The 13868-nt window shown below is 73.1% G+C and carries 14 protein-coding genes; 7 read left to right on the top strand and 7 right to left on the bottom strand.

The features are described 5' to 3' along the window. Positions 1–7 precede the first annotated feature (7 nt). Both M8542_RS03930 and M8542_RS03925 read right to left on the bottom strand, forming a co-directional pair. Positions 8–316 (bottom strand): DUF4326 domain-containing protein, encoded by a 309-nt coding sequence (locus M8542_RS03930; protein WP_257918603.1) that lies wholly within the window; start codon positions 314–316, stop codon positions 8–10. 43 nt (positions 317–359) lie between these two features. Beyond that, positions 360–1268: an aminoglycoside phosphotransferase family protein gene (locus tag M8542_RS03925; protein WP_257918602.1), complete on the bottom strand. Its 909-nt coding sequence runs from the start codon at positions 1266–1268 to the stop codon at positions 360–362. Between the two features lie 225 nt (positions 1269–1493). Here M8542_RS03925 and M8542_RS03920 point away from each other — a divergent pair, with 225 nt between their 5' ends. The 7 genes from M8542_RS03920 to M8542_RS03890 all read left to right on the top strand — a co-directional run bounded on the left by M8542_RS03920 (position 1494) and on the right by M8542_RS03890 (position 6473). Continuing rightward, positions 1494–1886, top strand: coding sequence for an STAS domain-containing protein (locus M8542_RS03920; RefSeq protein ID WP_257918601.1), 393 nt, complete (start codon positions 1494–1496; stop codon positions 1884–1886). 38 nt (positions 1887–1924) lie between these two features. Next, on the top strand, positions 1925–2254 hold the full coding sequence (gene cutA / locus M8542_RS03915; RefSeq protein WP_257918600.1) for a divalent-cation tolerance protein CutA: 330 nt from the start codon (positions 1925–1927) through the stop codon (positions 2252–2254). Between the two features lie 9 nt (positions 2255–2263). After that, positions 2264–2965 carry an RraA family protein gene (locus M8542_RS03910; protein WP_257918599.1) on the top strand — a complete coding sequence of 234 codons (702 nt, stop codon included), beginning with the start codon at positions 2264–2266 and terminating at the stop codon, positions 2963–2965. 68 nt (positions 2966–3033) lie between these two features. Beyond that, entirely contained in the window at positions 3034–3681 is a 648-nt protein-coding gene (locus M8542_RS03905) for a response regulator transcription factor (RefSeq protein WP_257918598.1), read from the top strand. A gap of 233 nt (positions 3682–3914) precedes the next feature. Continuing rightward, positions 3915–4313, top strand: coding sequence for an ATP-binding protein (locus M8542_RS03900; protein ID WP_257918597.1), 399 nt, complete (start codon positions 3915–3917; stop codon positions 4311–4313). Positions 4314–4365: 52 nt separating this feature from the next. After that, entirely contained in the window at positions 4366–6096 is a 1731-nt protein-coding gene (locus M8542_RS03895) for a PAS domain-containing sensor histidine kinase (protein ID WP_257918596.1), read from the top strand. After that, a complete protein-coding gene (locus tag M8542_RS03890) occupies positions 6093–6473 on the top strand; it encodes a response regulator (RefSeq protein WP_257918595.1) in 381 nt (126 codons plus the stop codon). The genes M8542_RS03895 and M8542_RS03890 overlap by 4 nt, the downstream gene beginning before the upstream one ends. A 37-nt stretch (positions 6474–6510) precedes the next feature. On the opposite strand, the gene M8542_RS03885 is transcribed toward M8542_RS03890, so the two are convergent. The 5 genes from M8542_RS03885 to M8542_RS49825 are packed head-to-tail and all read right to left on the bottom strand — an operon-like array spanning position 6511 to position 13804. Beyond that, on the bottom strand, positions 6511–8082 hold the full coding sequence (locus tag M8542_RS03885) for an Hsp70 family protein (RefSeq protein WP_257918594.1): 1572 nt from the start codon (positions 8080–8082) through the stop codon (positions 6511–6513). A gap of 2 nt (positions 8083–8084) precedes the next feature. Continuing rightward, the gene (locus M8542_RS03880; RefSeq protein ID WP_257918593.1) at positions 8085–9308 is read right to left on the bottom strand and encodes a hypothetical protein; all 1224 of its coding nucleotides are present in this window, start codon (positions 9306–9308) and stop codon (positions 8085–8087) included. Then, a complete protein-coding gene (locus M8542_RS03875; protein ID WP_257918592.1) occupies positions 9305–10780 on the bottom strand; it encodes a dynamin family protein in 1476 nt (491 codons plus the stop codon). Before M8542_RS03875 ends, M8542_RS03880 begins: the two co-directional genes overlap by 4 nt. Beyond that, entirely contained in the window at positions 10777–12618 is a 1842-nt protein-coding gene (locus M8542_RS03870; protein WP_257918591.1) for a dynamin family protein, read from the bottom strand. Before M8542_RS03870 ends, M8542_RS03875 begins: the two co-directional genes overlap by 4 nt. A 25-nt stretch (positions 12619–12643) precedes the next feature. Beyond that, positions 12644–13804: a putative sodium/potassium/calcium exchanger gene (locus M8542_RS49825; protein WP_276585953.1), complete on the bottom strand. Its 1161-nt coding sequence runs from the start codon at positions 13802–13804 to the stop codon at positions 12644–12646. Positions 13805–13868: the final 64 nt, after the last annotated feature.

Raw genomic sequence — 13868 nt, 5'->3', positions numbered from 1 at the left:
CGTTTCGTTACGGCCCGTGATCCGCGACGTCGGCGATCACCTGGGCGTGGCACAGCTCGGGCACGCACCAGCACCCGAGCCGTTTCCCGCGCAGGTCAGGCAGGAGCGCGAGCAGGTCCGGCCGGGAGAGCAGGTGTTCGCGGTACTTCGCCAGGACCTCTTCGCGGGTGCCGTCGGGGCCGGGCCGGAACGGGCTGGCGAGCTTCGAGCCGGCGAGGTGCCAGCCCCCGCGGTGCATGGGCCGCCCGACGTAGACGACGTCGGCGTAGTCCGGGTCGTCGCGGTGGCCCTTCAGGTTGACGACGGTGGTGGGCATGCCGCCCAGCCTGGCCGTCCCGCCACGAGGGCGCCAGGTGGGACTAACCTCCCGCGGCCCGGAAGTCGGCCACCAGCTCGTCCAGCCGCCGCCGGGCGTGCGCCGCGTCCGGTCCCGTCAACGCGTCCCTGCGCGGCAGCACCTCCATCAACCCCCACACGCGCCCGCGCGCCCACGTCGCGTCGTCGATGTCCAGCGCCTTCCGGAACTCCGCCCGCCCCTCGGCGGAGAGCACCGACCACGCCACGATGAGGTCGCACGCCGGGTCGCCCACCGCCAGCGTGCCGAAGTCGATCACCGCGCTCAGCCGGCCCTCCCGGCACAGCAGGTTTCCCGGCGCCGGGTCGCCGTGGATCCACACCGGCGGGCCCGGCCACGGCGGGGCCGCGCGGGCCGACTCCCACATCGCCAGCACCGCGTCGACGTCGATCAGGTCGGCCACGCGCTCGATCCGCGCGCTCAGCCGCGGCGGGGCGATCGCCGAATCACGCTCGTCGGTCGGGGAAACGCCGCGGAAGGCGTTGCTCCACTGGGGTGGCGGGCCGCCCGTGGCGTCCGCCCGCCACAACGCGCCGAAGAACCCGGCCAGCTCCGCCGCCGGGTCCGTGAGGCGGTCGGGGTCGACCCGCTCGCCCGGCAGCCAGCGCAGCACCGACCACGGGAACGGGTAGCCCTCCCCCGGCCGGCCTTCGGCCAGCGGCTCCGAGATCGGCAACGGCAGGTGCGGGGCCAGCTTCGGCAGCCACTCCTGCTCCCGCGCCACCTGCCCCGCCCACCGCGCGTACCGGGGCAGCCGCACCGCCAGGTCCGGCCCCAGCCGGAAGGTCGCGTTGTCGACGCCCTGCGCGGGCGCCGGTGCCAGCGGCAGCCCGGCCCACTTCGGGAACTGGGCCGCCAGCAGCCGCCGGACCACCGCCGTCGTGATCGTCGCTTCGTCGGAAGACCGGTCCAAGACACCCCTCACCTCGGTGGACACGTGGACCAGCACACCGGCCCGCGCCCGATCTGTCGATCGAATTACGCCTGGTGGTTCAGCTAGTGCAAATGCACTATGCTGGAGGTTCACGGTTGAGCCGTCAGCCGCTGCCGGACGTTGTGCGTCTTGGCCGGCTCCTCGCCGTTTCCAGTACCGCCACATCCGGCTTGCCCCCGCAGCCCGATGAAAGGGTGTGCCGCGATGGTTCCCCAACCTCGCTCGGCCGACCACGAGCTCACCGCCACCGACTGGATCAACACCCACGGCCGCATGACGGTGCGCGTCTCCAGCCCCGCCGGGCACACGGTCGTCCTCCGCGTAGCCGGTGAAGTGGACCTGAACACCGCCCGGCGGCTCGACGAAGTCCTGCAGGCCCGCATCGGCACCGGTGTCGAAGAGGTGGTGATCGACCTGTCCGGCGTCACGTTCTGCTCCGTCGCGGGGCTGAACTCGCTGCTGCGGGCCCAGCTCCTCGCCGACGCCACCGGCGCGCACCTCACCGTGCGGCCCGGCCGCTCCCGCGCCGTGCGGCGGCTGTTCGCGTTGCTGCCGGCGGACTTCGACGGCGTGCCCAAGGTCCGGCCGGTCGGCTGAGAGCCGCGCTGCGCCGCGCCGCCGGTAGCCTCGCCATCATGGCGGCTGAGCACGTGATCGTGACGTCCACGACCGACTCCGAAGCCGCGGCCCGGGAACTGGCCGCGGATGCGATCGAGGCGCGGCTCGGGGCCTGCGCCCAGGTTGTCGGGCCGGTCACCAGCGTCTATCGGTGGGAAGGCGAGGTGCGCACCGACCAGGAGTGGCGCGTCGAGATCAAGACAACCGCCGGGCTGGTCGCCGCGCTGAGCGAACGGCTGCGGCAGCGGCACGGCTACGACCTGCCGGAGGTCATCGCCACCCCGATCGTCGGCGGGAGTGCCGAATACCTGGCCTGGGTGACCGCCGAAACCACGAACGGTGGTTAGCTTCGGAGCATGACCGACCTCAGCGCCCGCTTCGACGCACTGACCACCGCCCACCTCGCCGACGCCTGCATCCGCGCCGGCCTCCCGGTGCGCTGCGCGCCCGCGCCCACCCGGGCGGTCGTGCCCGGCACGCGCGTGTTCGGGCCCGCCGTCCCGGCCCGGCACGTCGGCAGCGTCGATGTCTTCCTCGAGGCCTTCGAAGACGCCACCCCGGGCGGCGTCCTGGTGGTCGACAACGGCGGCCGGCTCGACGAAAGCTGCGTCGGCGACCTCGTGGTGCTCGAAGCCCGTTCGGCCGGGCTGGCCGGGGTGGTGATCTGGGGCCTGCACCGCGACACCGCCGACATCCGCGCGATCGGGCTGCCGGTGTTCAGTCTCGGCTCGCTGCCGACCGGTCCGCTCAGCCTCGGCCCGCGCGTCGACGGCGGGCTGGCCGAAGCGATCGTCGGGACCTGGCGGATCGGGCCGGGCGACCTCGTGCTCGGCGACGACGACGGCGTCCTGTTCGTCCCGCTGGCCCGCGCGGAGGAGCTCTTCGCGCTCGCCGAGGGCATCCGCGACACCGAACGCCGTCAGGCCGACCGGATCCGGGCCGGCGAGCCGCTGCGCGACCAGGTGCGCTTCGGTGACTTCCTCGCCGCGCGCGAGTCGGACCCGAGCCTGACCTTCCGGGCGCACCTGCGGGCCGTCGGCGGCGCCATCGAGGAGTGACGCCCGGGTGGGAAACCCGCCGAGCGCCTACGATGGGTCGTCAGCGACTCCTCCAGCGAGGGAACCCCGTGAGCAGCGCCGAAGCCCCGAGCCCCATCCGCGTCCTCCTGGTGGAGGACCACGACATGGTGGCCGAGGCGTTGCAGCTCGCGCTCGAGCGCGCCGAGGGGATCACCGTGGTCGGCCGCGCCCGCTCCCGGGCGGAGGCGGTCGCCGACGCCCGCGCGCACGACCCGGACGTCGTGCTGCTGGACCGGCGCCTCCCCGACGGCGACGCCCTCGGGGTCATCGCCGCGCTCGGCCAGGACGGCGCGCGGGTGCTGGTGCTGACCGGGGACGCGACCCCGGCGGTCGCCGTGCAGGTGGCCAAGGCCGGCGGGGCGGGGCTGCTGCTCAAGACGTCCCAGCTCGGCGTGCTGGAGTCGGCGGTGCGCGACGTGGCCGCCGGTGGCGTGGTCTTCGACCCCGAGCTGCTGCCGGCCGTGTTCGACCGGCTCACCGGCCGGTCGCCCGCCCGCGGCGCGGAGCTGACCGCGCGGGAGCGCGAAACCCTCGACCTGCTCGCCGAGGGCGCCACCACCGACGAGATCGGCCGCCGCCTCGGCGTCTCCCGCAACACCACACGCAACCACGTACAGCGGGTGCTGGAGAAGCTCGGCGCACGCTCGAAACTCGAAGCCGTCGCGCTTGCCCGGCGGGAAGGCCTCATCGCCTGACGCACCTGCATCAGCCGCGAGGCCGCCTGCCGGGAAGGCCGGCTGAGCGCGGTGATGGACTTCGGCACGCCGGCGGTGGGCGGCGGGTGCCGGAGAAGCTCGGCGCACGCCCGAAACTCGAAGCCGTCGCCCTCGCCAGACGAGAAGGCCTCATCGCCTGATGCACCTGCACCAGCCGCGAGGCCGCGTTTTGCATCTCGTGCGCCCGGACGCCGACGCGCACCCTTGAGCTCGTGGACATCCCGGCGCCGCTCACCGCGGAGTGCGCCCTCACCGACCCGCTGAGCGGGCTCGCCCTCGTGCGCAGGTTCGCGCGGCTCACCCTGACCGCCTGGGCCTCCGGCGCCGCCGTCGAGGATGCGCTGCTGGTCGTCACCGAGCTGGCGACCAACGCCCTCCGCCACGGTGGCGGCCGCCCGGTGCTCCGGCTCAGCGTCGGGGCCGGGCATGTCCGCGTCGAGGTCTTCGACGACGACCCGGCGCCGCCCGTGCGGCGCCCGCCCGGCGCCGACGGCGGCTGGGGTCTGGCGCTCGTCGAACGGCTGTCACTCGCCTGGGGAACCGAACGCCACGGCACGGGAAAGGTGGTCTGGTGTGCGCTGTCCGCCCCGTCCGCCGAGCTGGCCGGCTGAGCCGCGCACGGCACGTCGTGCCGGCCGGGCGCACATCCGGCACAGTTGCCGCATGGAGGACCACGGGACCGTGACGCTGGATCCGGAAGGCCGCGTGACGAGCTGCGACGCGCGAGCCGAGCGGATCACCGGGTGGTCGGCGGCGGAGCTGGCCGGACGGCACTACTCGGTGCTGTCGCCGCCCGGTGCGGGCGCGGCGGAGCGGCTGGCGGTCGCGGCCGCGCGGGGACGCGTCGAGGACGAGGGCTGGCAGGTGCGGCCGGACGGGTCGCGGTTCTGGGCGAACGTCGTGGTCACCGCCCGGTTCGACGAGCGCAACGGCCTGCTGGGGTTCGAAACGGTCACGCGCGACCTCACGTCGGAAGCCGAGTCCCCGTTCCGGCTGCTGGTGCAGAGCGTCCGGGACTACGCGATCTTCCTGCTCGACTCCGGCGGCCGGATCGCCAGCTGGAACGCCGGCGCGGAGCGGATCAAGGGCTGGCCGGCGGCGGAGATCATCGGGCAGCACTTTTCCGCGTTCTACCCGCCGGAGGACGTCGCGGCGGGCAAGCCGGAGCGGGAGCTCGAGATCGCGGTCGCGCGAGGGAGCGTCGAGGACGAGGGGTGGCGCGTCCGCAAGGACGGCAGCCGCTTCTGGGCGAACGTCGTGATCACCGCGTTGTTCGACGAACAGGGGCGGCTGCAGGGCTTCGGGAAGGTCACCCGGGACCTGACCGAGCGCCGCAACGCCGAGGAGGCGTTGCGGGAGAGCGAAGAGCGGTTCCGGCTGCTGGTGCAGAGCGTGCAGGACTACGGCATCTTCATGCTCGACCCCGGCGGGCGCATCTCGAGCTGGAACGCGGGCGCGGAGCGGATCAAGGGCTGGTCGGCGGCGGAGATCATCGGACAGCACTTTTCGATGTTCTACCCGCCGGAGGACGTCGCGGCCGGGAAACCGCAATGGGAGCTCGAAATCGCGGTCGACGAAGGGCGGCTCGAGGACGAGGGGTGGCGGCTGCGCAAGGACGGCAGCCGCTTCTGGGCGAACGTCGTGATCACGGCGTTGTTCGACGAACAACGGCAGCTGAAGGGCTTCGGGAAGGTGACCCGCGACATGACCGAGCGCCGCAACGCCGAGCAGGCCCTGCGCGAACGCCGGCGGCTCGTCGGCCACCTCGTCGACGCCCAGGAGGTGGAGCGCCGCCGGATCGCCTGGGACGTCCACGACGAGTCGATCCAGTCCATGGTGGCCGTCGGCATGCGGTTGCAGCTGCTGGCGTCCCGGCTGCCCGCGCCGCACGCCGCGGCCGTCGCCGGGCTCGACGAGTCGGTGCAGGCCGCGATCGGCAGGCTCCGCGGCCTGGTGTCCCGGCTGCGGCCGCCGGAGCTCGACCGGCACGGCCTGGTGGAGGCGGTGTCCGGGTACGTCGAAGAGGTCGCGGGCCGCTGGGGCCTGGCGCACTCGGTGCGGGACGGCCTCACCGACGAGCCGTCGCCGGAGGCGGCGATCACCGTGTACCGGATCTGCCAGGAGGCGCTGGCGAACGTCCACAAGCACGCCCGCGCGACCCGGGTCGACCTCGATATGTCCACAGTGGACAACGGGACGTCGGTGCGGATCACCGACGACGGCGCCGGGATGGCCGCGGACGACACGGGCGCGGGCCACTTCGGGCTGGTCGAGATGCGAGAGCGGGCCGAAGCCGCGCACGGCTGGCTGTCGGTGACCAGCACGCCCGGCCGCGGCACGGTGGTGGAGTTCTGGCTGCCGATGCTGCCCGACGTGCCGGGGTTCGAGCCGTGACCGAGCTGCGGGTGCTGATCTCCGACGACGACGAGCTGATCCGCGCCGTCCTCAAGGAGGTCCTGGACGAGCAGCCGGACATCGCCGTGGTCGCGGTCGCCGTCGACGCGGACGAGGCGATCCGGCTCGCCGAGCAGCACCGGCCGGCGGTCGCGGTGCTCGACGTGCGGATGCCGGGTGGCGGCGGCGCCCGCGCGGCGCGGGAGATCGCGCAGCGCAGCCCGGGCACCGCCATCCTGGCCTTCTCGGCCTACGCCGACCGGGCCTCGATCGCCGGCCTCACCGCGGCCGGCGTCACCGAGTACCTGGTGAAGGGCGCGCCGAACACGGCGATCGTCGAAGCCGTCCGGCGGCTGGGCGGGCAGCCGCCTTCCTGAAGCCCGCTGGTGGAGGCAGGCGTACCCCCCTCCGGCCTCAGGTGGTCGGCTTCGCGCTCGTCGTGGTCGTCGGGGTCGTGGTCGTCGTCGGCGTGGTCGTCCTGGTCGGCGTGGTCGTTCTCGGCGGGGTCTTGCGATGCGTCGGCGCCGGGGGGTTCGTGTGCGCCGGCACCACCGGCGCCGTCGTCTCGGGAGCCGACGGCGACGGCAGCGTCACCAACGTCGGCGTCTCCGTGGCCGACGTCGACGCCGGTGGTGTCGAGCCGGGTGAACCGCCGGAGCTGCTCACCGCCACCGCCACGCCGCCGATCGCCACCACCGCCACCGCGCACAGCCCGACCACCACTCCGCGACGCGAAGCTCTCCGGCCGGGACCCGCGGTCGCTTTGCCACGGCCCAGCGCCGGCGGGGGCGCGCCCGCGCCGAAGCCCGGTGCCGCCATCGCGCGGGTCTCCTCACGCGGCGCGGGCACGCGCGCGACGTCCCGGGTCGGCGGGGGCGGCACCGGCTGGATCGCCGGCTGCGAACGCGTTGCCTGCACCAGTCCCGACCGGCCCGACGCCAGCGCCGCCGCCCCGAGCGCGACGCCGTACTTCGGGTGGATGTCCACCGCCGTCGGGCGGCCGAGCTCGGCCGAGACCAGCTGTGACACCAGGGGAATCCGCGACGAGCCGCCGACCAGCAGCACCGCGCCCAGGTCGGCCGGGCGCAGGTTCGCCGAGCGCAGCGCCCGGTGCAGCGAGCCGATCGTCGCGGTGATCGAGGGGCGGATCATCTCCTCGAACTCACCACGCGTCAGCCGCACCTCGGTCTGCACCGAGGGCAGCAGCACCGGCACGGCCGTCTCGGTGTCGGCCGAGAGGGCTTCCTTCGCCAGCACGCATTCCTGCCGCAGCCGCACGACCGCGGCCACCGCGCCCGCGTCGTCCGGGTCGATCTCCGACAGCTTCCCGTCCAGCGCGCGGTCGACGTGCCCGAACACGGCCTCGTCGAAGTCGACCCCGCCCAGCCCCTCGATGCCTTCCGGGCTGCCGAGGATCTCGAACCCGCCGCCGCGCTTGCGCAGCACGGTCGCGTCGAAGGTGCCGCCGCCGAGGTCGTACACCGCGACGACGGCGCCGTCCTCCAGCCGTTCCTGCGCCGCGTAGTGCGCCGCCGCGGCCTCCGGCTCGGTGATCAGGCCGACGCGGTCGATCCCGGTCAGCCGCGGCACCTGCGCGAACAGCTCCCGCTTGTACGGACCCCAGTTCGCCGGGTGGGTCAGCGTGATCCGGTCCGGCCGGCCGCCCTGCTGCCCGGCGACCGTCCGCACCACGTGGCCGAGCAGGTGCGCCATCAGCGACGCCACCGAGTGCGGCGCGCCGCCGAGCAGCACCGGCGTCGGGTCGCCGAGGCGCCGTTTGAACTCCCGCGCCACGCGGTCCGGCTCGACCGCCGCCCGCCGGCTCGCCGCGTCCCCGACCAGCACGCTCCCGTCGGCCCGCAGCAGCACCACCGACGGGATGGCCGCGGTGCGGTCGCCGAGGGACACCATTTCGACGTGGCCGGCACTGTCGACGGCGGCGGCCGTGAAGGTCGTGCCGAGGTCGATGCCCAGTCCGTAGCCCATTGTCAGCCTCCGCCGGCGGTGTGCGCGTGGTCAATGCTCCGGTGCTCCACCGGAACCGGTTCGGGTTCCGGGTCTTCGAGGTGCTCGTGGTGCGCTTCGTGCTCCGGTGGTGGTTCCACCGGTGGAGCGGTCTCCGGCAGCTCCACCGGCGGAACGTCCGGGTGGTGGCCGGCTTCCGGGACGTGTTCCGGCGCCGGCTCGGGGTGCAGCGGTGGCTCGAACGGGGGTTTCTCCGCCACCGGGTGCGCGTGGCTGCCGGTGACCTCACCCGCGTCGTGGTGCGCCGGCTCGGGCTGGGTGGCGAAGCTGTGCTTGACCACCGGGTGCTCGGCGAGCGAGTTCGACGCGGCCAGCGTCGTCGTCTCGACCGCGACCGGCGCCGGCGGCGGCGTGTCCACTGTGGACGGCTGACGGCTGAATGTCACCACCGGCGGCGACGGCGTCCCGGGCAGCGAGGGCGCCGGCGCGGTGACCTGCGCGGTCACCGTGGCGCCGCGGCCCTTGTCGGCGATCACCTCGGTCTGGTGGATGGTCGGCCCGGCCGGCTCGCCGAACGGGTCGTCGGCCCGGGCCTGCTGGTCCACGGTCACCCCGACGTCGATCCCGGGCGGGCCGGTTTCGGCCTCGTCGAGGATGACCGTCTCCTCCTGGAAGATCTCGATGTCGCCGTGGCCCGGCGCGTCCGGGGTGAGTTCGTAGGTCAGCGAGCCCTGGTGCTCGACGGTGATCGTGCCGTCCGGGTTTTCGTGGATGACGACGTCGGCGTCCTGCACGATGTCGATGTCCGTGTCGCCCGGCGTGCCGTCTCCGGGCACCACGATGTGCTGGTGGTCGGTGTACACCTCGTCGTGGCCGTTGTTGTGCACCACGAACCGCTCGGTCGCGTCGATGACGAAGTTGCCGAACTCGTCTTCGCGGACTTCGATCGTCTCGAACTCCTCGACGGTGGGCAGCTCCTTCAGCGGCAGGCCGTCGGTCGTCTCCGGGTGCCAGACCGTGCCGGTCTGCGCCTCGACGTGGCCGTCCTCGCCGCGGGTGACGGTGCTGCTCTCGACCTCGGGCACGTACTCGTGCGGGGTCTCCGCGGCGGCCGGTTCCGGCTGAGGCGGGGGCGGGGGCGGCGCGCCCGGCGACCCGGGGGTGAGCAGGTTCCCGGCGACCTCCGACGCGACGGCGCCGGCGGCGGCCTGGGCCGCCCGCTTGATCTTCTTCGGCACGTCGTTCACGACAGGACCTCCGCCCGGGCTTCGCTGAGCAGGATGCCCTCGCAGGTGCGGACCAGGACGCGGGCGGCGTCGCGGACGTCCCGCGGGGACGCGGGGTGCTCGGCGCGCCGCTGCCACCTCAGCAGCTGCGTGCCGAGCGCCTGCCGGATCGCGGCGCGGCCCGCGTCCGCCGGCAGGCCCAGCCGGCTCGGCACGTCCACCCCGGCCGCGCCGAGCAGCCGTTCCGCGTCGCCGGCCTCGTCGGAGGTGAACAGCACGACGCCGAGCCGGATCGAGTCGATCAGCTGGATCTCGGCGAACTCGTGCGCCCCGGCGACGATGCGCTCCCACTCGTGCAGCAGCCCGCCGGTGCGGTCCGGGTAGGCGCGCAGCACCAGCTCCGCCGCCTGCAGCGCGGACCGCGCCTTGAGCACGTCCGCCCGCGCCGCGAACTGCGTGGTCAGCAGCGACCGCAGCCCGTGCAGGCCACTGCGGGCCAGCAGCTCGCCGGACAGCGCCCGCGCGCCGGTCACGTGGCCGCCGCGGGTCAGCTCGACCGCCAGCCGGACGCCGAAGAGGCCGTAGCGGCCCAGCAGCTCGGCGCGCTCACCCGCCGGAACGTCCACTTCGGACGCACCGCGGGCGAACCGGTCGGCCGACGTGAGCAGCCTGCCGGTTTCCGCTTCGGGTGCGGCGGCCAGGATCCGGAACGCGCGGTACTCGGACTCCTTCAGCGCCGCGGCCGAGCTGGCCAGCAGGCCGGCCACCGGGACGACCGTCTGGCAGAGCCCCCGCACCCGCGGATCGCGGGCGTAGCGGAGGGCGATCTTCGCCGCCGAGTCCAGCGCGTCGGCCCGGGCGTGCCCGACCTCGTCGGCGCGCGACAGCACGCCGATGGTGTTGACCGGGCGCCGCTGGGCCGGGTCGTCGTGGAAGGCGTCCAGGAACCGGACGCCGTCGCCGTGCACATGCCGCATCAGGTAGATCACCGCGTCCGCGGTGCCGACGCCCTCGCCCTCGGGCACCAGCGCCACCTCGGTGCGCTCGGAGACCGCCGCCCGCGCCGAACCCAGCCCGGGCGTGTCGATCAGCGTCATCACGCGCAGCGCGGGCGACGGCCAGTCGACGACGAGCCGCTCGACGTCGTCGGGCGCCATGCCGAGCTCGAGGCCGAGGGTGCCGGACAGCCGCCCGAACGGCAGCTGGCGCGGCATGCCCCGGACCGGGTGCAGCATGATCCGGTAGGTCGGGCCGTTGCGGTACCAGGTGACGACGCGGGTGCACTCCCCCGCGTCGGTCGCCGCGAGCTCCTGGCCGACGAGGGCGTTGAGGAGGGTGGACTTGCCGGCCTTGACGCGCCCGGCGATCGCGACGCGCAGCGGTTCGGCCAGCCGGCCGGCGATCTGCCGCAGCCGCGGCTCGGCGGGCGTGCCCGCGTACCCGGCGCACGCGCGGGCGACGAACCCGCGGACCTGGAGGTGGAGGCTGGTCATCGCGTCACCGCCGGGACCGGCTTCGGGGCACTGCGCAGGGTGAGCTCGTCGGCGCGGCGGCCGAGCACTTCGAGGGCGTCGATGTCGGCCTCCAGCCGCTTGAGCTCGCCGACCTCGGCCTCGTCGTCGACGACGGCCTTCTTCGCGGCGGCCAGCGCTTCGGTCAGGGAGCGCTGAAGTTCTTCGACGCGCGCGCTGTAGGCGTCGCGGAGTTCTCGTTGGACGGTCCGCATCGCGTCGCGCGAGTCCTTGCCGACCTGCAGGTTGAACTCGTCGACGAACCGGCGGACCGCGGTCTTGGCCAGCGAGCGGCGCTTTTCCAGCTGCCGCTTGCGTTCGTCGAGGAAGCCGGAGCGGCCCATGAGCAGGCCGGCGGCGATGCCGAACGGGGTCGGGATGGCCAGCGCGGCCATCTTCGTCAGCATCGAGAACATCAGGAAGCCGCTGTAGGCCTTCTGGAACGCGGCCATCCCGGTGGTGCCGCGGGTCTTGACGCCGGTGAAGGAGGAGTCGATGTCGATCTCCTCGACCACTTTCACGGGCGCCTGGACCTCGCGCGGCAGCACGGCCTGGGATTCGGCGAGCTCGAAGTGCTCCGCGACGCGCGTGGCGAGCCCGCGGGCGTGCTTGACGAACTCGGTGTAGTTCTCCAGCGTCTCGTTGGCCAGGCGCTGGCGCAGCCACTTCTCGAACTCTTCCCAGTTCTTGGCGGGGTCACCCTCTTCGATGGCCTCTTCGGCTTCGTGCAGCACGCCGCGGGAGCGGGCGCGCAGGTCGTAGTCCACATCGGACGAAATGTCGGCGAAGCCGTCGAAGAGCAGCTGCTGCCACTTCGCGGACTGGCTGCGCAGCGCGTCGACGCGGTCGTTGACCCGGCCGAGCTCCTCGATGAGCGCGGCGGACTGCTCGGGGTGCGCGAGCGAGGTGCGGCGGGCCCGCAGGGTGGCGTGCAGCTGCCCGACGGCGGACCCGACGTGCAGCCCGACGGCGTTGAGCGCGGACCGCTCGGCGTCCCCGACGACCCCCTGCAGGCGCTTGACCAGCTGCGGGAAGCCGGATTCGACGTTCATCTCCTGGTCGGCCGACCGGGCGGCGACGGTGCGCAGCTCGGAGGAGACGGCGACGGTGTCGATGCTGATGCCGCACGCTTCGAGGTGGCCGGCGTTGAGTTCGAGGATGCGGCGCCACTGCGGGTAGAGGTCGATCTTGGTGAGGACGCAGAAGACGGTCGGGCAGAGCTCTTTGACCGTCCGGAGGAACCGCAGCTCGGCGCCGGTGAGCTCCTGGGAGGCGTCGGAGAGGAAGAGGACGGCGTGCGCACGCGGCAGCGAGCTGACGGTGACGGCGTTGTGCAGCGAGCCGAGCCCGCCGACGCCGGGCGTGTCGACCAGCACCAGCCCACCGGAAAGCAGCTGGCGGCTGATCGACGCGGTCACGGACTTGAGCTTCCTCAGGTTGCCGGGGTTCCCGGCTTCGCTGACGTGGGCGGGGAGGTCTTCGAGCGAGATCCGCTCGGTCCACGGCGGCGACGACGGATCGGCCGGCTCGTAGGTCGCCAGAGCCCCGGACTCCGGCGCGAACCGGACGACCGTCGGCACCGCGGTCGCGATGTCGTCGTCGACCGGGCAGATCTTCGCGGTCAGCAGGGCGTTGATGAGCGAGCTCTTGCCCTGCTTGAACTCCCCTACCACGTAGACGGTGACGTCGGGCTCGGACAGCAGGCGCCGGGCGTCGGTGAGGCGCTGGACGAGGTCGTCCCGCCCGTAGGCCTTCGCTCCCTTGACGGCGAGGTCGAGGGTGTCGAGGGCGATCCGCCCCCCGCCACTCGGCTCCTGCATGACCGCTCCCTTTTCCTACGCCGGCTCAGTAGTGGTCGACGTCGTGGTGGTGGTGCTCGGCGCCGTGGTCGTGGTGGTGCTCCTCGGCGCGGTGGTGCTCGTGCTCGTGGTGCTCGGTGGACGCCTGCTCGTTGAACTGGTTTCCGCCGTGGTGGCCGCCGGCCTGCTCGTTCTGGAAGATGTTGCCGTGGCCGCCCGTGGAGGCCTGCTCGTTGAACTGGTTGCCGCCGTGGCCACCGGAACCCTGCTCGTTCTGGAAGATGTTCCCGTGGCCGCCGGTCGAGGCCTGCTCGTTGAACTGGTTCCCGCCGTGGCCTTGGCCCTGTTCGTTCTGGAAGATGTTCCCGTGGCCGCCGGTCGAGGCCTGCTCGTTGAACTGGTTCCCGCCGTGGCCACCGGAACCCTGCTCGTTCTGGAAGATGCTGCCCGAGCCGCCCGTGGACGCCTGCTCGTTGAACTGATTGCCCCCGTGCCCGCCGGAACCCTGCTGGTTCTGGAAGATGTCGCCGCCGCGGCCACCCGTCGAAGCCTGCTCGTTGAACTGGTTCCCACCGTGACCGCCAGAACCCTGCTGGTTCTGGAAGATGTCGCCGCCGCGGCCGCCCGTCGAAGCCTGCTCGTTGAACTGGTTGCCGCCGTGGCCACCGGAACCCTGCTCGTTCTGGAAGATGTCTCCCACACCGCGGCCGCCGGTCGAGGCCTGTTCGTTGAACTGGTTGCCACCCGAGCCGCCCGAGCCCTGCTCGTTCTGGAACACGTCACCGTGGTGACCGGCCGACGCCTGCTCGTTGAACTGGTTGCCCCCGCGACCCGAACCTTGCTCGTTCTGGAAGATGTCGCCGCCGCGGCCGCCCGTGGACGCCTGCTCGTTGAACTGGTTGCCCCCGTGCCCACCGGAACCCTGCTCGTTCTGGAAGATGTTGCCCGAGCCGCCGGTCGAGGCCTGCTCGTTGAACTGGTTCCCACCGTGGCCACCCGAGCCCTGCTGGTTCTGGAAGATGTCCCCGCCACCGCCGCCGGTCGAAGCCTGCTCGTTGAACTGGTTCCCACCGGAACCCCCCGAGCCCTGCTCGTTCTGGAAGATGTCCCCACGCCCACCCGTGGAAGCCTGCTCGTTGAACTGGTTCCCGCCCGAGCCGCCCGAGCCCTGCTCGTTCTGGAAAACGTCGCCCGATGAAGTCGTCATCCTGTGCACTCCTGACCTTCGCTTCGGTGAAGCCCGTGCCCCTCCGTTGTCATCCAGTCTTGGG

The organism is Amycolatopsis iheyensis (assembly GCF_024703995.1).
Taxonomy (GTDB): domain Bacteria; phylum Actinomycetota; class Actinomycetes; order Mycobacteriales; family Pseudonocardiaceae; genus Amycolatopsis; species Amycolatopsis iheyensis.
The sequence above is the reverse complement of the archived record's forward strand: the minus strand, read 5'-3'. Positions and strand labels throughout refer to the sequence as shown.

Excerpts from the sequence above, each read along its gene's own strand:
- M8542_RS03875 (WP_257918592.1), bottom strand. The coding sequence starts at position 10,780 with ATGACCAGCCTCCACCTCCAGGTCCGCGGGTTCGTCGCCCGCGCGTGC.
- M8542_RS03930 (WP_257918603.1), bottom strand. The coding sequence starts at position 316 with ATGCCCACCACCGTCGTCAACCTGAAGGGCCACCGCGACGACCCGGAC.
- M8542_RS03885 (WP_257918594.1), bottom strand. The coding sequence starts at position 8,082 with ATGGGCTACGGACTGGGCATCGACCTCGGCACGACCTTCACGGCCGCC.
- M8542_RS03910 (WP_257918599.1), top strand. The coding sequence starts at position 2,264 with ATGACCGACCTCAGCGCCCGCTTCGACGCACTGACCACCGCCCACCTC.
- M8542_RS03895 (WP_257918596.1), top strand. The coding sequence starts at position 4,366 with ATGGAGGACCACGGGACCGTGACGCTGGATCCGGAAGGCCGCGTGACG.
- M8542_RS49825 (WP_276585953.1), bottom strand. The coding sequence starts at position 13,804 with ATGACGACTTCATCGGGCGACGTTTTCCAGAACGAGCAGGGCTCGGGC.
- cutA (WP_257918600.1), top strand. The coding sequence starts at position 1,925 with ATGGCGGCTGAGCACGTGATCGTGACGTCCACGACCGACTCCGAAGCC.
- M8542_RS03870 (WP_257918591.1), bottom strand. The coding sequence starts at position 12,618 with ATGCAGGAGCCGAGTGGCGGGGGGCGGATCGCCCTCGACACCCTCGAC.
- M8542_RS03920 (WP_257918601.1), top strand. The coding sequence starts at position 1,494 with ATGGTTCCCCAACCTCGCTCGGCCGACCACGAGCTCACCGCCACCGAC.